The organism is Cryobacterium sp. TMT1-66-1 (genome assembly GCF_004403435.1).
Lineage (GTDB): Bacteria > Actinomycetota > Actinomycetes > Actinomycetales > Microbacteriaceae > Cryobacterium > Cryobacterium flavum.
Genome location: NZ_SOGP01000017.1, coordinates 135,311 through 156,423 on the forward strand (window position 1 = coordinate 135,311; position 21,113 = coordinate 156,423).

Annotated in this window: 23 protein-coding genes; 18 read left to right on the forward strand and 5 right to left on the reverse strand. The window is 62.0% G+C overall.

Annotated elements, in window-relative coordinates; translation table 11 throughout:
* The first annotated feature begins 326 nt into the window (after positions 1 to 326).
* The 12 genes from E3T29_RS12780 to E3T29_RS12835 all read left to right on the forward strand — a co-directional run bounded on the left by E3T29_RS12780 (position 327) and on the right by E3T29_RS12835 (position 11,695).
* Positions 327 to 1,316: a PD-(D/E)XK motif protein gene (locus tag E3T29_RS12780; RefSeq protein ID WP_134345820.1), complete on the forward strand. Its 990-nt coding sequence runs from the start codon at positions 327 to 329 to the stop codon at positions 1,314 to 1,316.
* The gene (locus E3T29_RS12785) at positions 1,309 to 4,335 is read left to right on the forward strand and encodes a Z1 domain-containing protein (RefSeq protein WP_134345822.1); all 3,027 of its coding nucleotides are present in this window, start codon (positions 1,309 to 1,311) and stop codon (positions 4,333 to 4,335) included. The genes E3T29_RS12780 and E3T29_RS12785 overlap by 8 nt, the downstream gene beginning before the upstream one ends.
* A gap of 539 nt (positions 4,336 to 4,874) precedes the next feature.
* A complete protein-coding gene (locus E3T29_RS12790) occupies positions 4,875 to 5,210 on the forward strand; it encodes a hypothetical protein (RefSeq protein WP_134345824.1) in 336 nt (111 codons plus the stop codon).
* A 104-nt stretch (positions 5,211 to 5,314) separates the two neighbouring features.
* The gene (locus tag E3T29_RS12795) at positions 5,315 to 6,541 is read left to right on the forward strand and encodes an exonuclease domain-containing protein (protein WP_134345826.1); all 1,227 of its coding nucleotides are present in this window, start codon (positions 5,315 to 5,317) and stop codon (positions 6,539 to 6,541) included.
* A gap of 148 nt (positions 6,542 to 6,689) precedes the next feature.
* On the forward strand, positions 6,690 to 7,388 hold the full coding sequence (locus E3T29_RS12800) for a vWA domain-containing protein (protein WP_104089779.1): 699 nt from the start codon (positions 6,690 to 6,692) through the stop codon (positions 7,386 to 7,388).
* Between the two features lie 292 nt (positions 7,389 to 7,680).
* A complete protein-coding gene (locus tag E3T29_RS12805) occupies positions 7,681 to 7,929 on the forward strand; it encodes a type II toxin-antitoxin system Phd/YefM family antitoxin (RefSeq protein ID WP_134345828.1) in 249 nt (82 codons plus the stop codon).
* Positions 7,926 to 8,183 carry a type II toxin-antitoxin system RelE/ParE family toxin gene (locus E3T29_RS12810; RefSeq protein WP_092338846.1) on the forward strand — a complete coding sequence of 86 codons (258 nt, stop codon included), beginning with the start codon at positions 7,926 to 7,928 and terminating at the stop codon, positions 8,181 to 8,183. The genes E3T29_RS12805 and E3T29_RS12810 overlap by 4 nt, the downstream gene beginning before the upstream one ends.
* A gap of 321 nt (positions 8,184 to 8,504) precedes the next feature.
* Positions 8,505 to 8,927 (forward strand): hypothetical protein, encoded by a 423-nt coding sequence (locus E3T29_RS12815; protein WP_166792409.1) that lies wholly within the window; start codon positions 8,505 to 8,507, stop codon positions 8,925 to 8,927.
* 171 nt (positions 8,928 to 9,098) lie between these two features.
* Positions 9,099 to 9,470 carry a PH domain-containing protein gene (locus E3T29_RS12820; protein WP_134345831.1) on the forward strand — a complete coding sequence of 124 codons (372 nt, stop codon included), beginning with the start codon at positions 9,099 to 9,101 and terminating at the stop codon, positions 9,468 to 9,470.
* Between the two features lie 375 nt (positions 9,471 to 9,845).
* Positions 9,846 to 10,931: a ThuA domain-containing protein gene (locus E3T29_RS12825; RefSeq protein WP_166792410.1), complete on the forward strand. Its 1,086-nt coding sequence runs from the start codon at positions 9,846 to 9,848 to the stop codon at positions 10,929 to 10,931.
* A gap of 359 nt (positions 10,932 to 11,290) precedes the next feature.
* Complete coding sequence (locus E3T29_RS20560) at positions 11,291 to 11,392, forward strand: type II toxin-antitoxin system RelE/ParE family toxin (RefSeq protein WP_134345835.1); 102 nt, start codon at positions 11,291 to 11,293, stop codon at positions 11,390 to 11,392.
* Positions 11,393 to 11,428: 36 nt separating this feature from the next.
* Positions 11,429 to 11,695 (forward strand): HigA family addiction module antitoxin, encoded by a 267-nt coding sequence (locus E3T29_RS12835; RefSeq protein ID WP_241987820.1) that lies wholly within the window; start codon positions 11,429 to 11,431, stop codon positions 11,693 to 11,695.
* 15 nt (positions 11,696 to 11,710) lie between these two features.
* Here E3T29_RS12835 and E3T29_RS12840 read toward each other — a convergent pair whose 3' ends face one another.
* The gene (locus tag E3T29_RS12840; protein ID WP_134345836.1) at positions 11,711 to 12,085 is read right to left on the reverse strand and encodes a YccF domain-containing protein; all 375 of its coding nucleotides are present in this window, start codon (positions 12,083 to 12,085) and stop codon (positions 11,711 to 11,713) included.
* A 393-nt stretch (positions 12,086 to 12,478) separates the two neighbouring features.
* Between E3T29_RS12840 and E3T29_RS12845 the strand changes: the two genes are divergently transcribed.
* Positions 12,479 to 12,997, forward strand: coding sequence for a hypothetical protein (locus tag E3T29_RS12845; protein ID WP_134345838.1), 519 nt, complete (start codon positions 12,479 to 12,481; stop codon positions 12,995 to 12,997).
* Between the two features lie 61 nt (positions 12,998 to 13,058).
* On the opposite strand, the gene E3T29_RS19705 is transcribed toward E3T29_RS12845, so the two are convergent.
* Positions 13,059 to 13,211: a hypothetical protein gene (locus E3T29_RS19705; protein ID WP_166792411.1), complete on the reverse strand. Its 153-nt coding sequence runs from the start codon at positions 13,209 to 13,211 to the stop codon at positions 13,059 to 13,061.
* Positions 13,212 to 13,312: 101 nt separating this feature from the next.
* Here E3T29_RS19705 and E3T29_RS20010 point away from each other — a divergent pair, with 101 nt between their 5' ends.
* Positions 13,313 to 13,753, forward strand: coding sequence for a hypothetical protein (locus tag E3T29_RS20010; protein WP_198417760.1), 441 nt, complete (start codon positions 13,313 to 13,315; stop codon positions 13,751 to 13,753).
* 181 nt (positions 13,754 to 13,934) lie between these two features.
* On the opposite strand, the gene E3T29_RS12855 is transcribed toward E3T29_RS20010, so the two are convergent.
* Complete coding sequence (locus E3T29_RS12855; RefSeq protein WP_134345840.1) at positions 13,935 to 15,368, reverse strand: sodium:solute symporter; 1,434 nt, start codon at positions 15,366 to 15,368, stop codon at positions 13,935 to 13,937.
* A gap of 114 nt (positions 15,369 to 15,482) precedes the next feature.
* Positions 15,483 to 16,259, reverse strand: a complete 777-nt coding sequence (locus E3T29_RS12860) for a MurR/RpiR family transcriptional regulator (protein ID WP_166792412.1) — start codon at positions 16,257 to 16,259, stop codon at positions 15,483 to 15,485.
* A gap of 177 nt (positions 16,260 to 16,436) precedes the next feature.
* Here E3T29_RS12860 and E3T29_RS12865 point away from each other — a divergent pair, with 177 nt between their 5' ends.
* The 4 genes from E3T29_RS12865 to E3T29_RS12880 all read left to right on the forward strand — a co-directional run bounded on the left by E3T29_RS12865 (position 16,437) and on the right by E3T29_RS12880 (position 20,434).
* Positions 16,437 to 17,675, forward strand: coding sequence for an amidohydrolase family protein (locus E3T29_RS12865; protein WP_134345844.1), 1,239 nt, complete (start codon positions 16,437 to 16,439; stop codon positions 17,673 to 17,675).
* Positions 17,676 to 17,825: 150 nt separating this feature from the next.
* Positions 17,826 to 18,368 carry a PadR family transcriptional regulator gene (locus E3T29_RS12870; RefSeq protein WP_134345846.1) on the forward strand — a complete coding sequence of 181 codons (543 nt, stop codon included), beginning with the start codon at positions 17,826 to 17,828 and terminating at the stop codon, positions 18,366 to 18,368.
* Positions 18,369 to 18,423: 55 nt separating this feature from the next.
* A complete protein-coding gene (locus E3T29_RS12875) occupies positions 18,424 to 20,073 on the forward strand; it encodes an AarF/ABC1/UbiB kinase family protein (RefSeq protein WP_134345848.1) in 1,650 nt (549 codons plus the stop codon).
* Positions 20,074 to 20,182: 109 nt separating this feature from the next.
* Positions 20,183 to 20,434: an HNH endonuclease gene (locus E3T29_RS12880; protein ID WP_255575292.1), complete on the forward strand. Its 252-nt coding sequence runs from the start codon at positions 20,183 to 20,185 to the stop codon at positions 20,432 to 20,434.
* A 65-nt stretch (positions 20,435 to 20,499) separates the two neighbouring features.
* Here E3T29_RS12880 and E3T29_RS12885 read toward each other — a convergent pair whose 3' ends face one another.
* A complete protein-coding gene (locus tag E3T29_RS12885) occupies positions 20,500 to 21,048 on the reverse strand; it encodes an HAD domain-containing protein (protein WP_134345849.1) in 549 nt (182 codons plus the stop codon).
* Positions 21,049 to 21,113 lie beyond the last annotated feature (65 nt).

Below are 21,113 nucleotides of genomic sequence, written 5' to 3' on the forward strand. Positions count from 1 at the left end.
CAGGAGGCGCCTACATGCTCCCAAAATCGCCGAAGCCCCGCCTCGGTTTGTTCAGCTACAACATAGTGCGATAGAAAGGACTTGGCACAGTCGTGAGATGTTGGCTGAGCAATGGTTTTTTGAACTGCGGGGGGACACGCATTGCGAAACGCAAACTCACCGAGGTGGCTCTGCCGCGTGAGGCAATCAATAAAGAGTCCGCCCGCTCATTCGGTGCCGGGACCTTCCGACGCTGCACGTATGGCGGTCGGCGCGACATGACGAGATCGATCTCCAGGCTATGAGTGCGCGTGCAAGGGCGCGACGTAAAAATTTAGGGGACGATATTGGCTGAAGAACCTGTCACTGCACCGGGGCATCTTGACCCGGAGACAGTCGAGCAGTATTTTCGTCTGGGTGTGCCCACGGCCTTTCGACTGAGCGAGAATCCTCGCGCCCAGCTCGAGATCGACCCAGCGAAGCAAGAGTTGCGACTCATCTGCCCCGTCATCGGTGCTGAGCCGGACGTCGCCGCATACGAGCGGCTCAGTTGTAGTCGGATTCGGTTTGCGGGAGCGGGCGAACGCTATCGTTTCACCGTCGATGCGATCGACATGCACTACGAGGCGTACGTGCTCATCGAGTCCATCGTTGACGAACTTCGAAACGGGGCATCATTTCGGCACGCCGTTTCCGAGTCGCTCTCAGGACTCAAGGATCTTCTGTCGAATCGGACGAAACTCACCGATGAGAAAGTCGTCGGGCTGATCGGTGAACTGCTCGTGCTGAAGCACGTCATCGAGGTGCAGGGTGAGCACGCCGCCGTCGAAGCCTGGCTCGGCCCGCTCGCCGAGGAACACGACTTCGGATTCGAACACTTCGATGCGGAAGTGAAGACGACACGGTCTGAGGCGCGTTCGCACAGGATCGGCAGCGACACTCAGCTTGAGCCCGTCCCCGGTCGGCCCCTCTATCTCCTCTCCGTGCAAGTGACTCGTGCCGGGCATGCCAAGGAGGCATTCACCCTCGCCGACCTCATCAGGGATACCCGTCTGATGCTCGATGGTCGGCTGGACGCTTTCGATAAAGCCGTCAGAGACCTGGGCTGGCAAGAAGTTGATGCCGACCTCTATCGGGTCCGGTATCAGGCGCGTTCTGTGCCGCGCGCGTATCTCGTCGATGAAGAATTTCCCGCCATCACGACGGAACGACTTGCTGCCGTGGTTCCCCAACGAGTGCTTGTCTGTGGCGTCTCATATCGTGTGGACGTGACCCACTTGTCACACTCGCTAGCACCCGCACCCTTGGACAATCTCTGTGAGGCTCCGAATGAATGATTCCGCCGCGGCCGTCAATGCCGTACGCGACACACTTATTGCGATACGCGACACAGGGCCGGAGGCGTTGCTGGAGTTCGTCACGTTCCGTCTCCGGAAGACCGGCCTGTCCCTGACGGAGGCTGAACTGATCAATCTGGTGACCGCACCGGATCTGGGGGGGGAACCGCGAAAGTCGATGCATATGGCCATTTCCCAGTGGGACGCCGACACGGGAGTTGCCTGGGCGGCCGCGACAGATCCTTGGACTTCTGAGCGGCGCATCCGTATCTTCGATCTCCTCGAATTGAGCGGCGAGGCGCGCGCGCGATTGGACGAGGCCTACCCGAGCATCGCGAAGCGCGACACGATGATTGCCGACCCCGGCGACTGGGAGCCATGGTATGACGAGGATCGGCGTAGAGAACATGACTTCTATTGGCGTGCCTATCGCGGTGTGTTGGAGGCGAAGAATTGGGACCCGGAGGCCATCGCGGCGCTCAATAAGTCTGCTGTCGATGTAGTCGGGAGGCTTGCTGATCCGGCCGGCGATGCTTCGTACCCCACGAAGGGGCTCGTCGTTGGGCACGTTCAGAGCGGGAAGACCGCCAACTTCACTGGAATCATTGCGAAGGCGATCGATTCGGGCTATCGATTGGTGATCGTGCTCACAGGCACGATCGAGCTCCTTCGTGGCCAGACTCAGCGACGCTTGGACATGGAGCTGGTCGGTGAAGAGAACATTCTCGAAGGTCGTGATCGCAAGGATGCAGACGCCATTCGGAATGTCGACTACATCGGTAATGACGACGCCGATTGGGTTGCCGGGAAATTTCTCCGCCATGGAATAGACATTCACTCCTCCCTGGATATTCCGGCCATCAAACGACTGACCTTCCTTGGGAAGGACTACCGCCAGCTCAAGGCAGGCCTCGACGCGCTCGACTTCCGTCGGACGGGTGAGCTGCGTAACCCGGCCAAGCCCGTTTATGATCTGGAGAACATCTACTCCGTTGACGCTCGACTTGCGGTCGTCAAGAAAAACACGACGGCTCTCAAAAACCTGCTCCGTGACCTGCAGGACGTTCGCGCCGACCTCAGGGAGATCCCTGTGCTCATCATCGATGATGAGGCGGACCAAGCCTCTGTCAACACGATCAACCCGAACAGTAAACAGGCCAAAAAGGACCAGAAGAAGCGCAGCGCAATCAACGCTCTCATCAATGATCTCCTCAGCAAGATGCCGAGGGCGCAGTACATCGGTTACACGGCCACGCCGTTCGCGAATGTGTTCATCTCTCCTGACGATTCCCAGGACATCTTTCCAAAGGACTTCATCGTCAGTCTCACTCCGTCCAGCGAGTACATGGGTGGCACAAAGTTTCATGACCTCGGCGGGCTAGAGGACTACGAGCGGGGCGACCCCGCGTTCTCGAACGAGGCGGCACACGTTCGTGATCTTCGAGCCGCCGACGACGAGAGCGAGCGGGCGGAGATTCGAGATGCCCTGGACGCCTTCGTCTTGACTGGAGCCATAAAGAAATGGCGCCAGGCCAACGACGAAACCCTGACCTTCCGCCATCACACCATGCTGGTGCATGAATCGGTGCGGGTCGCGGAGCATGCCGACCTCGCTGGTGCGTTCCGCTCCGTATGGGAGCAGGCCGGGTATTCGACGCCATCGGGTCTCGCGAGACTTCGTTCGTTGTACATGTCGGACTTTCTGGTTGTCCACAATTCTCGAGCGGCCTGGAATGGCCTCCCCATGCCGGACCGATTCGACGACTTGAAGACGTTCATTGGTGCGACCATCGACGCGATCATGGTTGCTGGCGACCCCGTGGTCGTCGTGAACGGTTCGAGCGACAGCGACTACAACGCGATGGATTTTATGACTCAGCCTTACTGGCGAGTCATGGTCGGAGGTGCGAAGCTCAGCCGCGGGTTCACGGTGGAGGGACTCACCGTCTCGTACTACCGCCGGCGGGCGACGGCGGCAGACACGCTCATGCAGATGGGACGGTGGTTCGGCTATCGCGCGGGTCATCAGGACCTTGTCCGGTTGTACATCGGCCGTGACGTTCTCGACGGGCAGAACAAAAGCTATGACCTCTACGATGCCTTCACCTCCATCATCGAGGACGAAGAAGAGTTCCGGGCGCAGCTCCACAAGTTCTCCGAGCTGAGAGAAGACGGCAAACCCGTCGTGCGCCCCATTCACGTTCCGCCCATGGTTTTTCAGCAGCTCCCGTGGCTCCGCCCAACTGGGCGGAACAAAATGTACAACGCTGTCCTGAAATATGAGGGCGAAGGTGGAGAGGTCAAGGACTTCAACGCCCACGACTACCGGAGTGATGGGTCACGCAATGCGGCCCATTTCAAGGCCGTCGCGAAGTGGCTCGAAGGGCTCGATGCCAGGCCGGAAGAATTCCGGGGAGTTAGCGGTACGAGATTCACCGCACGAACCCGTGTCCTCTCGACGGTTCAGGTCCTCGACGCACTTCGGAGTTTTGAGTTGCTTGCAAAAGACCAACTCCTTCCGACCATCGCCATGATCGAGAAAGCGGTAAGCGAATCGACACTGACTGATTGGCTCCTCGTAGTGCCGTACCTCGGAGATGATCGCGTGCGCGAAGTTGAAGGAGTGCCCGTTCCACTCATCGCTCGTCGACGCCGCGCTGACAGGCCAGGATTCTCTGGCAGTGAGCGTCGCCATCGCGGAGTGCTCGAGCATGTCACGGGAAAGAAGGACGCAATGGACGCGGGGCCGGTGGCGGCCAGGCTGGCGTCACCGACACGGGGTGCGCTCCTCCTGACGTTCACGATTGACCCCGTGATGCTCGACGAGGAGAAGGACGCGGGTCGCGCGGAAGCCAGCCGGGTCGCTCTTCCTCCGTTGGGCGAGCTTGTGTCCGCGAACGACGTCGCCACGCTGTTGTCGCTCGCGCTGCCCTACGAATCGGCGCCCCGGGGGCGTGTCGGCTTCGGGGTCCGACGCGAAGACCTGCAAGATGAAGCCATTATCCCGAAAGATGCCTAACGCGGGCTGAGTTCGGTGGCACGATTTTGATCATTGAAAGCATAGTGCCACCCGGATCATGGGCGACGAATGAGAGACCTCGTCGTTCCATGCAAACGAACAAAGATGGCAGCCCGACGGTGCCGTTCGTGAGGCCGGTCGGCGGGTACCGCAAGCCGTCAACGCCGTACCGCCGTAACCTCTGACATCACGCCATTGTTGACGCATTGCCCGTCGACAAAATCACAACGGTCGTCTGGTGATCTCGACAAACGCGATCCGTGGAATGGTGGGGTCGCGCATGGAGGGTTGCGTTGGTCGTATAGCGATCTCTGGTTCGGGCCTGTCTGCGGGGATCGAGGCCGTGGCTCTTTGGTTCGCCAAAACCTCCCCGAAATGGGTTCTGTCCGAGGGCCGCGGACCGGGTACGTGTTAACTAGAGTGCGAAGTGCGGGTTGAAGCCCGCCTCGCGTATTCAGGACGATTGTTGGAATGCACGGCCATTCAGCCGCGTCCTGCAACCGGATCGAACGCGTCGAGCTAGCGAGAGGACAGCCAGCATGCCGCCGACTTGGCAGCCATCGGCCTGGGGCAAGGCTCTCACCAGCTCCGGCGACTGGAAGCTCGCACTCCACGGCAACACCCTCACGGTCACCCTCGGCGGCATCCCTATCGTGACCGCGGTCGAGGACATCGAGATTCTCACCGTCACCCGCGGCCTGCTCTGGAGCCGGATCGAGCTGCACGTGGGGGAGTGGGTGAGTCGGCTCTATGGCATCCGCTTGAAGGATGCTGCCGGGTTTGAACAAGCCTTCGCCGCGTCACTTCAGGCGCTGCAACTTCGGAAGCACACCGCGGAGTCTGATGCGGCGGCCCACCGGGTGAGCCTGGGCTAGACGGCTTCACTGTCGCAACCGCTGACACCCCGCATCCGCGGGCCGCGCCCGCGTCTACCCCCTCGCTACAGTCAAAGGATCACCCCAATCAGTTCAGGAGCACCATGCCCGGTTTCGCCGTCATCGACTTTGAGACCACCGGACTTTTCGCAGGCGGCAACCACCGGGTCATCGAAGTGGCTGTCGCCCACGTCAGCGGCGACGGACAGATCGAAGGCCAGTGGGAGACGCTCATCAACCCCGGGCGTGACCTCGGGCGCCAGGACATCCACCGCGTGCGCGCCGCCGACGTCATGAACGCACCCATCTTCGCCGAGGTCGCCCCACAGCTCGTGGCGCTACTCGACGGCCGCGTCGTCGTCGCCCACAACGCCGCCTTCGACCTGCGGTTTCTGCTCGCCGAACTTGCCCGGGCCGGCTACCCCGTCACCGAACCGGTGATCAGCCTTTGCACCATGCAACTGGCCCGCGACTTTCTGCCCGGAACCGGTCGCTCGCTCGCCGACTGCTGCGCCGCCTACGACATCGATCTCATCGGCGCCCACCGGGCCTCGGTCGACACCTACGCCACCGCCCAACTACTCAGCAACTACATCAGCGGCGCTGCCAACTCTGTCTTGTGGGCCGACGCCCTGGATCGCGCTGCCGCCTACCGCTGGCCGACCCTGCCGGTGCCGGAGCGCCCGTGGTACGCGCGGCCGGAATTTGCGACCGAGCAGACGGCATCCGCTTTTCTGGAACGCATCAGTGTGCGCCTGCCCGAAATTACCGGGCCGGCCGAACACCAGGACTACCTCGCCCTGCTCGATCGTTGCCTGCTCGATCGAAAGCTCTCGGTGCACGAAGCGCAGGCGCTCGTGCAGCTTGCCGAGGAGCTCGGCCTCAGCCGCCACCGCTGCGAGCTGCTGCACGGCGAGTATTTCGCCGCGCTCGCCCGCATCGCCTGGGCCGACGGCGTGCTCACAACGGATGAGATGGCTGACCTCGTCGACGTCGCCAACCTGCTCGACATTTCAGCGGCTGCCCGGGGCGCCGCACTCGATCAGCCGGAGCCGACATCCGTGGTGGTGGCCAGCGCTCACTTCGAACTGCACCTGGGCGATCTCGTGGTGCTGACCGGCGAGATGATGCGGCCCCGCAGCGACTGGGAATCCGAGCTGCTGGCCCGCGGCTTCGCCCCGAAGAGTGCCGTGACCAAGAAGGTCACGCTGCTCGTGGCCGCCGACCCGGACTCCCTTTCGGGCAAGGCGCGCAAGGCCCGCGACTACGGAATTCCGATCGTGGGGGAGGCCGCCCTGGCCCGGCTGGCCGGTGCGTTTCCGCTGCGCTGATCGCGGAACGACATCGATTCACCGCGTCGGAGTTTGCTATCGCGCGAGCCCCGCCGCACTGCTGTGCTGCGCTGTGCATGGAGCCATGTCGGTGGCTCCTGCCACACTCAACTTGTTCCCGCCGGGAGCAACTTCTGAGGGGAACACCATGACTGATCCGAACTACACCGCCATGCTGCTGGTCATCGATCGCAGCGGCTCGATGGCGGGCATCCGTGATGACATGGTGGGCGGCCTCACCACGATGCTCGCCGAGCAGGCGGCCGAGCCCGGCCTGCTCACCGTTGATATCGTCACGTTCGACACCGAGATTGAGACGCAGTGCTCCTTGGCCGACCCGAAGAACGTCACGATCTCGCTCGAGCCGCGCGGCGCTACGGCGCTCTTCGACGCCATCGGTCAGTCGGTCACCGGCTTCGGCCGGGTTCTCGCGGCGTTACCCGAGCACGCCCGCCCCGAAACCGTGCAGGTCGTCGTCGTCACCGACGGCGATGAGAACTCCAGCCGGGAGTTCGGCCTCGAAGCCGTGCGCACTCTGGTTACGCGTCAGAAAGAGCAGTACAACTGGGACTTCATGTTTCTCGGGGCCAACCAAGACGCCGTGCTGTCGGGGGAGCGCCTGGGCTTTGACGCCGGCAGTTCGATGACTTTCATGGCGAGTACTGACGCGGTGTCGAACATGAGCGCCTCGATGGGGCGTTACGTGAAAGACGTGCGCGGCAAGACCAAGCGCATGTTCGACGACGAAGAGCGGTACAGCTCCATGATGCCGGCCCCGGAGGCGCCCATCCGACCGGCTGAGACATCGCCGAAGCCGGCGAGGGGCAAAAAGGTCGAGAAGCCCTAGCAAAGCTCGGGGCCCTAGCTGCTAGGGCTGGTCGAGTGGTCGCCCGAGGACGGCGATCGCCGCGAACGGGAGGCTCGCCATGACCGATTTAGGGCCTTTGGCGGGCCCCCTCGGCTTGACCGGCGCCCACCATCGCGCACCCATCATCCGACAGACATCATCCGCAGCAGCCGGATGGCTATGAGGGCGAACCAGAACCTGAGTTCGTGGCCACCCGACGGAGCACCGTGCGCCCGGCTGCAGATCTGCACTGCACATGTACATCGCGATCACACTGATGTACATTTGAGGCATGTCGAAGTCAAGCGTCACCGACGCCAGGGCGCGCCTACCAGAGTTGATTGCCCAGGCCAGCTCAGAGGCCGTCTTCTTGGAGCGTCGCGGAAAAGTCGCTGCTGTGCTGGTGAGCCCCGAGCAGTACGCGCGCATGCAAGAAGCGCTTGAGGATGCTGAGGATGTCGGGGCGTTTGATGTGGCGATGGCCGACGAGGGCGACAACATTCCCTGGGAGCAGGTCAAAGCGGATCTCGGCTGGATGTGAGCAAATACCGGATCGAATTGCGCCCGGCAGCGGTCAAAGCGTTGCGTCGCATTGATCCGCAGGACCGCGGTCGGGTACAAGGCGCCATCGCCCTGCTGGGCGAAGACCCTCGGCCGCCCGGGGCGAGAGCGTTGCAGGGACGGGACGGCTATCGGGTGCGCGTGGGCAGCTATCGGATTATCTACACCATCCGCAACGACATCCTTGTGGTGGTCGTGGTCACCGTCGGCCATCGCCGGGACGTGTACGAGTAGCGCGTGGTGCTGCTCGACGGCTGCGTTATCGTGGCCCACAACGCCGCCTTCGACGTCAAAGTAGGACTACCTAGCGCTGCTCGACCGCTGTCTGCTCGACCGGCAGCTCTCCACCCACGAAGCCGAGGCGCTCTGATGCGCCAGAACCTCCCTAAATCAGCCCTGTCCGAGGGCCGCGGGTCGGCTACGTGTTGGCTAGAGTGCGGAGTGCGGATTGAAGCCCGCCCCGCGTATTCAGGACGATTGTTGGAATGCACGACCATTCAGCCGTTCACCCTGCAACGGGATCGAACGCGTCGAGCTAGCGAGAGGACAGTCAGCATGCCGCCGACTTGGCAGCCATCCGCCTGGGGCAAGGTCCTCACCAGCTCCGGCGACTGGAAACTCGCACTCCACGGCGACAGCATCACGGTCACCCTGGGCGGCGTCGATATCGTGACCGCGGTCGAGGACGTCGAGATTGTCGCCGTCACCCGCGGCCTGTTCTGGAGCCGGATCGAGCTGCACGTGGGGGAGTGGGTGAGCCGGCTCTACGGCATCCGCTCGAAGGACGCTGCCGCGTTTGAACGAGCCTTCGCCGCGTCACTTAAGGTGCAGCAACTTCGGCAGCGCACCGTGGAGTCTGATGCGGCGGCCCACCGAGCTACGCTGAGGTCTCTGCCGAAGAATTCCCCGCAGACAAAGTTGTGTCGGTCGAATGGCGATCTCAGCGCGCTCGATCAGCGGAATGGTGAGGTTGCTTAGGTGACGGAGCCGGTCGCCGGCTGACCCGCGTCGCGAGCGGTTGCTGGCCGCCTGCTCCCCGTGATTTCATGCCGGAGCGGGCGGCATCCGCTTCGCTGGCTGAAGTTGGGAGACCGCTAGGGTTGTGCAAACGGCTGTATTTACGTCGAAAACGAAAGTGAAAAAGTCAACATGGAAACAGCCGCGATCACTGCTTGGACGTTTGTCGCCGAAGTAGAAATCCCCGCCGATATTCACCCACTGCTGGTAGCTGGCGAACAGCCGATTGCGGCCTACAAGACATTTCGAGATAGCGCGGTCTTCACGACTAAGCGCTTGATCGTGCGCGATGCCCAGGGCATTACCGGCAAAAAAGTTGAGCTCTATTCCCTGCCGTATTCCAGCATTAATATGTGGTCATCTGAGAATGCCGGCACACTTGATTTCAATGCCGAAATCGAGTTGTGGACACGCGCCGGGCACATCAAGATCAATGTCGGCAAGAAGATTGATGTTCGCAGGCTCGACAAATTGATAGCCGAAGTCGTGCTGAACGGGAATTGATCTGACGCACAGGCATCGATTCACCCAGACTACCCGCGAGCGGTTGCTCGCGCGAGCCGCGCAGGTGTCAGCCATGGCACCAGACCCAGTCACGTTGGTCGTATGGCGATCTCGACAGGCTCGATCAGCGGAATGGTGCGGTTGCGCAGGCGGGTTACGTAGGTCCTAGGGGATATCGACGAGGCGGGTCAGTGCCCCTGGCCCGCACCGGACGGTGCCGCCGTCGCACTGGCGGTCATGTATTGATGCAATCGCGTTGACTTTCTCGCCGATGTGCCCATACGCTATCGACGAAGGTATATGTCGTTGCGCGCAACATATTACGCGGCGGCGGAAAGCAACCACGTCAGGTTGCACTCAATGAGGAGTACACCAATGAAGATGCATGTGAAACGAATGGCGACCGGGATCGCGGCGGTGGGGCTGATGCTCAGCCTCGGCGCCGTCGCCGCACCGGCAACTGCCGACGACGACGAGTACAAGGTGCTGGTGGTCGGGGAAACCCTCGGGTTTCGACACTCGCACATCGATGACACAACGCTCGCGGTGGCGAAGCTTGGCCAGGAGAACGGTTTCACCGTGGATGTGTGGGATTCGCGTCAGCCCGCCCTGACCCTGGCGTCCACTCCGTTCACCACGGCCGAGGACCTCTCGCAATACGCGACCATCATCTTCGCGTCACCGGTGGACGCTACGAACAACCTCGACCCCCTGCGTCCGCGGCTCCTCGACGACGCGGAGTTGTCGGCGTTCCAGGGCTACATCCGAGGCGGTGGCGGCTTTGTCGGTCTGCACGCCGCGACGGATTCGATGCACACCGTGCCCTGGTACAGCGAGCTCACCGGGGGCGGCGCCCGCTTCCTCGGCCACCCGGCACAACAGACGGCCACAATGCATGTCGAGAGCCCGAATCATCCGTCGACGTCGATGCTGCCGGCAGCGTGGGAGCTCTTCGATGAGTGGTACAACTTCACGTCCAACCCCCGCGACAGCGTGCACGTGTTGATCACCCTCGACGAGTCAACGTACAACCCGGGTAGCGGCGCGATGGGCGCCGACCACCCCCTCTCCTGGTGCCAGAACTTCGAGGGCGGACGCTCCTGGTACGAAGGCGCTGGACACGTCGACGCGAACTACTCCGACCCGATGTTCCTCGCCCACATTCTCGGCGGCATCGAATGGACGGCCGGCGTCGTCAGCGGCGGCGGCGACTGCGTCACGTTCGGTGAGGTCGACGAGGTTCTGGCCGGGTTGGATGACGGCTCCCAGAAGTACACGAAGCTCTCCGCTCAGCTGGCGAACTACCTGGACGACGCCGAGATCGCAGCGGATGCCGGCGACCACGCCGGTGCAGCGGCGACGCTCCGCAAGGCCCAGGCCAAGGCGCACGGGCTTCAGGACGACGTGCTGGTCTCGAAGCTCGGTAACCTCGTGACGTGGCAGGAAGGCTTGGGTTCCTAAACCCACGACGCGGCGATTCGAGGGCTCGCCCATCATGCTGATCCACGCGGGCGAGCCCTCCACGAAGTATTGCCAGGCGCGGTGAGAACAGCAACCGAGACCGTGTGGCTCGCCACCTGGAATGGGCCGGCATCCTCCTGGTGGGCCTGTCGAGCAAGGGTGCCGGGTTCGCCGTCGCCTTCGGCGGCAGTGTTCTCTGACCAATATTGTCGCCTGCTCCAGTGGATTTGAGACGGGCGAGCGTCGCGTGTTTAGCCTAGTTTGTTCCGTACGCTCTTGCTATACGTATAGCGTGAGATTACGCTGAGCGCTCGTGGCGACCACATGTCCTTTATGGGGATGGCGAATCGGGTCACGACGTGCACGGGCACTACGCGATCTGGGTTTCAGGAAATTGGCGTCTGACCTTTGTCTTTGAGGGCGTTGACGTCGTGCTCCTCGACTATGTGGACTACCACTGAACCGGTTCGAAAATGAAAGGAATGAAGATGGCTGCAATGCACAACCCGCCTCACCCGGGGCTGCTCTTCGAAGACTATCTCGGAGACGTGAGTCTGGCGGAGGCCGCACGGCGCCTCGGAGTCACTCGTGCAACACTGTCGCGAATTCGGCATGGTCATTCCGCTGTAACCGCCGATATGGCCGTGCGCCTGGGCCTGCTGCTAGGGACGAGCGCGGAACTCTGGCTGGGAATGCAGACTGCATACGACCTGTGGATCGAAAAGCAGAAGCCACGGCCTGAGGTTCTCCCGCTCGCAGGATAGGCGGCATCCGCTTTGCTAGGGCGTGTCGACGATCTGCTTGCCAAGCGGCATGAGCGCGACCGGGATCAGCTTGAAGTTGGCAATGCCGAAGGGGATGCCGATGATCGTCACGCAAAGAGCGATGCCCGAGAGCAGGTGCTCGAGGGCGATCCACCAGCCAGCCAGAATCACCCAGACGACATTGCCGAGCAACGAGGCGATGCCGGCGTTCGGAGTGTCGACCACGGTCTTGCCGAACGGCCAGAGCGCGTAGACGCCGATGCGCGCCGCCGCGATTCCCCACGGGATCGTCACGATGAAAATGCACATGATTACGGCAGCCAGCATATAGCCGAGGAACAGCCAGAAGCCCGAAAGCACGAGCCAGATGATGTTGAGGAGGGTCTTCATGATGGTTCTATTCTCTCAGGTCACTGCTGCCGGGTCGCAGCGATTCTCGACCTGGGCCACTGCGTGACATCGCCCTATCGCGACTCGATTTCGGGTGCGGCCTTGCCGGCGGTGGACAGCACCGCTTGTCGTGCGGGCCCGGGATTGAAGACGATTTGACCCAATAGATGAAAGTCGGCGAGGGACGACAGCGTACGGATGTGCTCGCTACTGCATCGCGAGGGTTCGGTGCAGCTCCGGCGCGAGGCAAGCATGCAACTTTCTGATTTTTGCTAAACACTGCGGGCGTGACCTTGACACTGGGCTTGTGTGCTGCCAATGTCACTGCCACACGTGCCTGGCAGGCAGTACCGGAACAAGGACGTTCCAAACCACATCACGGAAGGCAATCCGATGAAACCATACGAGGATGTCAATTCCGGGCGGCCCAGAAAGCGGCTGTTGCGGACATCGGTCGGGGCGGTGATGACGGTTGTTCTCGTGGCGGTGCTTACCGCATGTGGAGGAGCGCGAACGGGCGCGCAATTGCTCGACGACGTGGCGAGAGCCTTGGGCCGGAGCCCGTCCGAGGTCAGCGTGCTGGTAAAGGCTCAAACGACAGCGGCGGAATCCAGCGATGACATTTTGCGGCGTTGGGCCGCGCCTTTGCGTGAGCCGGGTGCCCTGAGGGACGACGCGTTGACAGTCTCATGCCAGACGGTGATTGATCTTTCGACGTCGGATGAGCCCCTCGACGAGAAATCACTTCTGATCCTGGTCAACAATATCGCAGGGCTGGACCCGACCACAGCCAGCATGCTGGAAGTGAGAGAACTGAGTGATGCCGCCTTCAAACAACTCGGGGGAAAGAGTAATGCCCTGAGCATTCAGGTGCAATTGGATCGCTTCAAAGACGCTGTTTGCACGGGATAGGTAAGTAGGCCCCTGCATTCTGAGTGTGGTCAGGGCTCGATCCGCAACCTTCACGCGCCACTTACACGGGCGCAGACCGAGCACAGGAGCGATCGACGAACTGCGCCTGCATATCGCGACGGCGGTGCTGGGTGCCGGCGAGCCGTTGTTGACAGGGCGGGATGACCTCAACCTGGAACAGGTCAGCGCCGTTCAGCGGGAACTGGTCACCCACGTCACCTATCGGGTGGTGCGCTGAACTGTATTGCACGGCCAGGTCGCGTCCGCTGGTCGTATTGCATCAGCGCGCTGCCGCCATTCGTGGGAGCATGACGCATGCACAACTTCGTGAGCGACATCGTCTATCAGGCACCGCAGCAAGGTAACTGGTGGCTCAATGGCGGCGGCTGGTTCGTGCTGGCGCTGGTGAATGCGGGCCTGGCCGAGCAGAAGAACCGCTCCCGCTGGAACTGGTTCGTGGTCTCGCTGTTTCTCGGACCCGTCGCCACGTTCTTCGTCGTGGTGTGGGAGCCGGTGACCGAGCCGCCACTCGAGGTGCGGAATCCGTTTGCGCGAGCCGACGATCGTTACCTCACCCTCGCCTTCCTGGCCCTGGTGGTCACGATCGGTGCGCTGCTCTTCGCCGTGTTCGGCAATACCGGGTACATGTGGGTAGCCACCGGCGTCGGTGCCGCCGCCGTCGTGGTCTTTCTCCTGCTCTTTCGACACGCACGCGCCAAGCGGATGCTGGCGCGAGCGCACGCGCGCAGCGTCTGAGCGGCGTAGAGCGCTAGGGCCTATCGACGATCTGCTTGCAGAGCGTCATGAGCGCGGCGAATGTGTTCCGACGAACAGCCCAAATTCCGACAGCACGAGCCTGCCTGGCCGAATTCGACCGCGTGCTCGGCTGTGCGCTGAGCGCCCACGACGAAGACTCGGAGCTGGATATGCCGGCTACTTAGACTGACGCGATCGGGCTCTTCTCGGGCTCGGGCTCAGTGTCGACAAGCTGCTCCGACTTCTTTGTCGCCAGACTGACGCCAACCAGCGCGATAAGGGCCACGGGGAGGGAGACGACAATCGCGTTTACCTCCCCGGCCATGCTGCTGAGCTGCCAGATTACGGTCATCAGCCCACCCGCAAGCATCCCCACAATGGCGCCAGCGGGCGTCGCGCGCTTCCAGAAGAGTGCTGCCAGAACGACTGGCGTTATTGAGACGCCATACATCGTGTAGGCATACATCTGGAGGGCGAGAACACTGGGGAAGAATTGCACCATCACGTAAGCGAGCACCGCGATGCCCAGTACTGACCAGCGACCGAGCACTAGGGCCTTCTTCTTGTCAACATTCAGGCGCTTCGATTGGAAGACCAGATCATGCACGATGTTTCCCGAGCACGTGAGTAGGTATGACGAACCGGTTGTGATTATGAGCGCGAACGCTCCCGCCAAGAGCATCCCGCCGACTCCGGACGGGGTGTACCCCTCAGCGCCGAGCGATAGAACAGCCATATCCGCGGCGATATCGGGTTGCAGAAACGAAGATGCGGATGCAAGCAGAATGATTGGGCCGACGATGAGTATGGCACCGAAGAAGAACCCGATAGTCGCTGTGCGAGCGGCCCGCTCTGACTTCGCGGCTGCCAGCCTTTGGTGCATATTCTGGTCGCCCAGAATCAGCAGGAAGAGCGGAAGGAAATATCCCAGCATCTGCAGCGGCGTCAGGCCGCCGGTGATGGATCGCAAGGCGGGATCGAGCTGGTTGACGTAGCTGCCGAATCCGCCTACGTCATAGATAAAGACATAGAAAACGGATGCGAGCAGGGCAATAGCAATAAAGAACGCAGAGAGAAAGTCCGTCCATGCTACGGATTTGAGTCCGCCTCCCATCGCGAGGAATGTGATCAGCAGGGCTGCCACGATGGTTCCTTGAACCGTGCTGAGGGGCGTGATTAGACTGAAGATATAGCCAGCACCGGTGAACTGATACGCGGTAATGCCGATGTACGCGACCAGAACGATGACCGTGGCAATCACGCGCACGCCAGTGCCAAACCGAGCCTCGAGCAGCTGGGGGATTGTGTAGTGCGACATACGGCGCACCTTCGTGGCTAAGAAATACAGGCAGATGATGCCCAGGAATGTTCCGCCGAAGAAGATCAACCCTGCCAGAGGCCCGTGACTGTAGACGAAGTTTGCGCCGCCGATGATGGAGCCCGAACCGACGAAGGTGGCAAGCAGAGTGCCTGTGAGTACCGGTGCAGGCAGGCTGCGCCCGGCAAGAACGAAATCATCGCCATTACTGACCGCCTTGGTTCGGGAGAACCACGCTCCGATCGCGATCATCACAGCGATATAAGCCACCAAAATGAAAACGTGTGTCGTTTGCATATCTAACTCTCTGTCAGCCCTGAGTGTGCATGGGTTTCTGAATATTCTGGCGAGAAGAGATTAAATATGCAACATTCTTTGCAAAAAAGATCCGGTTTGTAACAAACGGTCGGATTAGACCGGCTCGACAAGATCCAGAGCAGCCCAGAGGGCTTCGACGTCACGCAGGGCTGCCGTTGTCTGTTCCGGGTTGATCGTGGCCAGCTCTGCAAGAATCGCTTGTACGACCGATACCGCGCCGACGATGGAGGGCACGAAGCTCACTCCCTCGCTCGGCACGATGAGGGCTTCGTCAGCGAGGTCCGACAGTGCGGAGCGGCGATCGGCGAGAACAACGATGCGTGCGCCGCGGGCTTTTGCGATCTCGGCGACGCTGAATACGAATCTGCTTGAGCGCCACAGGTTGCAGGCTAGAAAGCAATCTCCCGCGCCGAGCAGTTTGATGCGGTTCACCAGGCTGGTGCCGGAGGACGTCAGCAGTTCGATATCGTGGCCCATCGTCTGGCCCATGTGGCTTAGTTGAATACCGGGCGCTGCGTAGCTGCCTGAAGCGACGATTGCGGTTCGTCGGGCTGCTGCGATAATGCCCGCGACGCGTTTGACCTGCTCGCTGTCGATAGTGCGAGCAATCACAGTGAGGTTGCGCACATCTGCGGCGATGGTGGCTTGAGTCAGTCCTGCGGCGGGAGCAGAGTGCTCGGCGAGCAAGCCTTCACTGGTCATCGTTGCAAGATATCGATGGCGCAATTCGGACTTCATGGCGGGCCAGCCGGAGAATCCGAGGAACTGGGCGGTCCGCACCACCGTCGCCACATTGACGGATGACCGATCGGCCAGCTTTTGCGCGGAAAGGTATGAGGCCGCTGCTGGATCACCCTTGATCGTGGCCACGACGAGACGAGTGCCGGAACTGACTTTGCGATTCAGGATGAGGGATTCCAACCAGGTGTCGAGCTGAAGCATAGAACTCCTCAATTCTGCAAAAAACTTTGCATTTTCGCCGCGGCCTGTGATGATCGATCACAAGATACTTCTCTCTGACTCATTCTCGATCATGGAAGCCACGGTATGTCACACCACAATTCTCTTCGCATCATCAACGCCTCTGTCCTTGACATCGCTCAGGGAATCATTCTTGCCGAGCGCACAATTCTGGTTCGCGATGGGCTTATCACTGAGGTCGCCGAATCCTCGTCCGCTGCGGAACTGCTGCCAGATGAGGAGATACTCGACGCTAAGGGCAAGATCGTCATGCCGGGTCTCATCGATGGCCACGTGCACACCTTAGCCAGCACCGCCGATCTCGGCGGGCTCGCTTCGTGGTCACCCAACTACGCAGCCGCACACGCTTCACGGCTGATGAAGGACATGCTCCACCGTGGATTCACGACCGTGCGGGATGTCGCGGGCGCCGACTACGGCCTCGCTCAGGCGGTGGAAGAAGGCCTGTTCATTGGTCCGCGGGTAGTTTTCGGTGGCAAAGCTCTTTCCCAGACCGGAGGCCACGGCGACTTGCGCGCACGAGGTTCATCATTTCAGGACGACCACCAATGCTGCCCTTCAATAAGTATCATCTGTGACGGTGTTGACGCCGTTCGCAAGGGAGCACGAGACCAGCTCCGCACCGGAGCTAATCATGTGAAGATCATGTTGTCCGGGGGTGTGGCATCGCCCACCGACCGTGTCGATTCGACCCAGTTCTCCGACGAGGAGATTCGCGCGGTCGTGGAAGAAGCGCATGCGGCTAACCGGTACGTGACCGGACACGCCTATACCGCGCGGGCTGTGAATCGAGGTTTGCGGCTCGGAGTGCGCTGTATCGAGCACGGCAATAATATCGACGACGAGAGCGTGGGACTTTTTGTCGAGACCGGCTCGTATCTGGTCCCGACGCTCATCACCTACGAGCGCCTCAAAATTGACGGAGTTAAGAACGGCCTCTCCGAGTCGAGCCACGAGAAAGTCGACTTCGTGCTCAATGCAGGGTTGGAGGCACTTGCGCGCGCTACCAAGGGCGGCGTCAAAGTAGTCTTCGGGACCGATCTGCTTGGCGACATGCAGCAATATCAGAGCGAGGAGTTTCGCATACGTGCACAGGTACAGACTCCGTTGGAAGTCTTGCGATCGGCCACTCTAACTGCGGCGGAACTGATGAGTATGGAGGGCCAAGTCGGAGTGATCGCCCCGGGTGCCTTTGCGGACTTGTTGGTAATGAACGAGAACCCGCTCGACGACGTCACAGTGCTGTCGGCCCCTGACACGTCCATTGCTGTGATCGTGAAGGGCGGCGTCGTCGTGCAGCGCTAATCCGTCAGATCGCTCGCGGCAGATTAAGCTGCGGCTCTGTCTGGGAGCCAGCCCTGAGCATCCGTTTTGGGTGTATCGCTCGCGGCCATCGCTAGGTATCGTTGGCCTATCGCTGTATATCGTTAGCACTTCATACCGAGGAGGCAAATCATGGGCAATTCATTCCCCACCGGCGGGTTCAACGCTGGCAACATGGACGGCATCTGGCAGGCCATGGAACAGTTCCGCTCGCGGTTCGAGAAGCAAACCGGCACCCGCGCCGGCCGCGGTGAGGTGCGCACCGCGGTGCTCGCGCTGCTCGCCGAGCAGCCGATGCACGGCTACCAGATCATTCACGAGATCGAGGAGCGCAGCGGCGGCAGTTGGAAGCCCAGCGCCGGCTCGGTCTACCCGACCCTGCAGCTGCTGGCCGACGAAGGCCTGATCAGCGCCGAGGAGAGCAACGGTCGCAAGATCTACTCGCTCACCGACGAGGGTCGCGAGGCTGTCGCTGACGCCGATACGAGCGCACCGTGGGAAGCCACGGCGTCGACTTCTGGCCACGGCCATGCGGCCCTGCCCAAAGCAGGAATCGAACTCGCCCAGGCGGCCGCCCAGGTCGGGCGCACTGGCTCGCCGGAGCAGATCAAAGAGGCCGTCACGGTGCTCGACGACGCGCGTCGCAAGCTCTACTCGATCCTCGCCCAGGACTGACGGGGTGCCACTGGTTCGACGAGGTAGCTACGATTCGACTTCGGGCGCGGGCAACATGCGCGCCCGCTACCGCCGCATTCTGCGTTTTGCCAGCTGGTATCTGGCGATCACGTGGTGGTTCGAGTTGTTCCTGCCTCGCATCGGGCTGGTGAAAATAGCTGAACGCACACGCTCCAAGCGGATGCGACGCTTCGCCCAGGGTTTCCACGTGCTCGCGGCCGACCTCGGCGGTCTCATGATCAAGGTCGGGCAGTTCATGTCCTCGCGCCTCGACGTGCTGCCGCCCGAGATCACCAAGGAGCTCGAGGGACTGCAAGACGAGGTGGCCCCCGTGCCATTCGGGGCCATTCGCGCCGCCGCCGAGGCGGAGCTGGGTATGCCGCTCGAGCGCGCGTTCACCATGGTCGACGAGACGCCGGTGGCCGCGGCTTCCCTCGGTCAGGCGCACCGGGCGCGGCTGAACCCCATCGATGCCGCCGACACCGGTCTCGACACGGTCATCGTGAAGATTCAGCGACCGGGCATCGACGAGATCATCGACGTCGACCTGGCGGCCCTGCGCAAGGTGGGAGGCTGGCTCAGTCACGTGAAGCTGGTCTCCCGGCGGGTCGACATGCCGGCGCTGGTGGAGGAGTTCGCGCTCACCAGCCTCGAGGAGATCGACTACCTGCACGAGGCCGCGAGCTCCGTGCGCTTCGCCGAGGCCTTCACCGACGACGACCGGGTGGGTGTGCCCAGCGTGGTCTGGGAACGCACCACCCGCCGGGTGCTCACCCTCGAAGACGTCACGGCGATCAAGATCACCGATGTCGACGCCCTCGCGGCTGCGGGCATTGACCCGGTGGAGGTGGCCCCGGTCTTCGCGGCGGTCATGTTCGACCAGCTGTTCACGAAGGGGTTTTTTCACGCCGATCCGCACCCGGGCAACATCTTCGTAACGCCTGATGCTGAGGGCGGGTGGAAGCTGACCTTCATCGACTTCGGCATGATGGGCGAAGTACCCACCAGCACCCGCAGCGGCCTGCGCAAGCTGCTGATCGCCGCCGCGTCGCGTGACGGCCGCGGCCTGGTCAATGCCATGCGCGACGTCGGCGTGCTGCTGCCCTCGGCCGAGACCAGCGAGCTCGAGCGGGCGATGACGACCCTGTTCGCCCGGTTCGGCGGCATGGGATTCGCCGAGTTGCGCGAGGTCGACCCGCGGGAGTTCCGCGACTTCGCGGTGCAGTTCGGCGACGTTGTGCGCTCACTGCCGTTCCAACTGCCCGAGAACTTTCTGCTCATCATTCGGGCGATGTCACTCACGTCGGGGGTGTCCAGCGCACTCAACCCCGCGTTCAACCTCTGGGACTCGGTCGAGCCTTACGCCGCGCAGCTGCTGCGCGACGAGAGCGGCAACCTCGTGCAGGACTTCGCGAAGCAGGCGATGGAGACCGTCGGCATTGCCGTTCGTCTGCCGAAGCGACTGGATTCGCTCATCACCCAGTTCGAGGACGGCTCCATTACTGTCGCTACGCCGAGTCTCGAGAAACGCATCACCCGGCTCGAGCGCACCGCACGGCAAACCGTGTCGGCGTTGTTGTTCGGCGCCCTGCTCATCGCCGGAGTACTACTGCGAGCGGATGACGCGGTGCTGGGCACCGTACTAATAATCGCGTCGGTCGCGCCCCTGTTGCACGCGCTGTTCGCGGGCCGTCGCGGGTTCTGAGCGGGCGGGGTCAGCTTTTCGCAGCCGTCGCCGTCCCGGTCAAGGTGATCTCCGTAGCCCACTCATCGGGGCCGTCCGCGACGGAGGCTAAATCATCCCCGGCTGCACCATCCCCGCCCGCTGGACCGAAACCCACCACGTCATCCCCTGGCAAAAACACGGCCGCACCGACATCGACAACGGCGTCCTCCTCTGCTGGTTCCACCACCACACCATCGACACCAGCGGATGGAAAATCCGCATGATCAACAGCAGGCCCCAAGTACGCGGCCCCCTACTCTGGGACCCGACCCAAACCTGGCGCCCCGCCCACAGCCACCGCGCCACCACCCCCAGCCCCGAACCACCCTGGCGCACGTAAGCAGAGCCGTGACCAGTCACGGCGGAAGGCTTGGCGGGGTAGTTTCCCCCCTTTAAGAAGGGCGGTCAGGTGGGCAGCTGCTCGAGCCAGGCGCGCATCCGGGCGATGTCGTCGACCGTGATACCCACCTCGGAGCGCGGCGGAATGAGCAAGGATGGCGTCTCGTGAGTGGCGCTGAGAACCTTGTCGCCGTGAAGTTGCACGTCGGCATCATCGATCCAGATGAACGGTGCCGGCACGCTTTGATCTTCTTCAATGCGCTGCGACTTCCAGAGTCCCGTCTCGCCATCCGTCTGGCCGGGGTTTTTCGGCGGAGTCGTGACGTCGAGCATGCGTCCGCCGGACAGCCCGTGCAGTTCGGGTACGAGCAGTTGCCGGGTGGCATCGAGCTCGTTCCAGGAGGTGAGCCAGACCAGCTCGACGCCGTATTGCATCAGCAGGGAGTCGAGGGCCGTGATCAGTCGGGGCGCCCAGTGCACATTCCGAGTGGAAGCGTGACCGTCGCCGTGCTCGACACTGATCGAAGCTTTGGCCACATCACCCCAGGCCGGGTCGGGGTCCAAACGGGGGCAGAGGCATCCGTTGACAGAGAGGTAGAGCCGTGGAACGTTCACTTTGTCCCTCCGTCGTGACGAGTGGTGTAGCCCGCATCTTCGCGGGGCTCTGGATATGCAATATG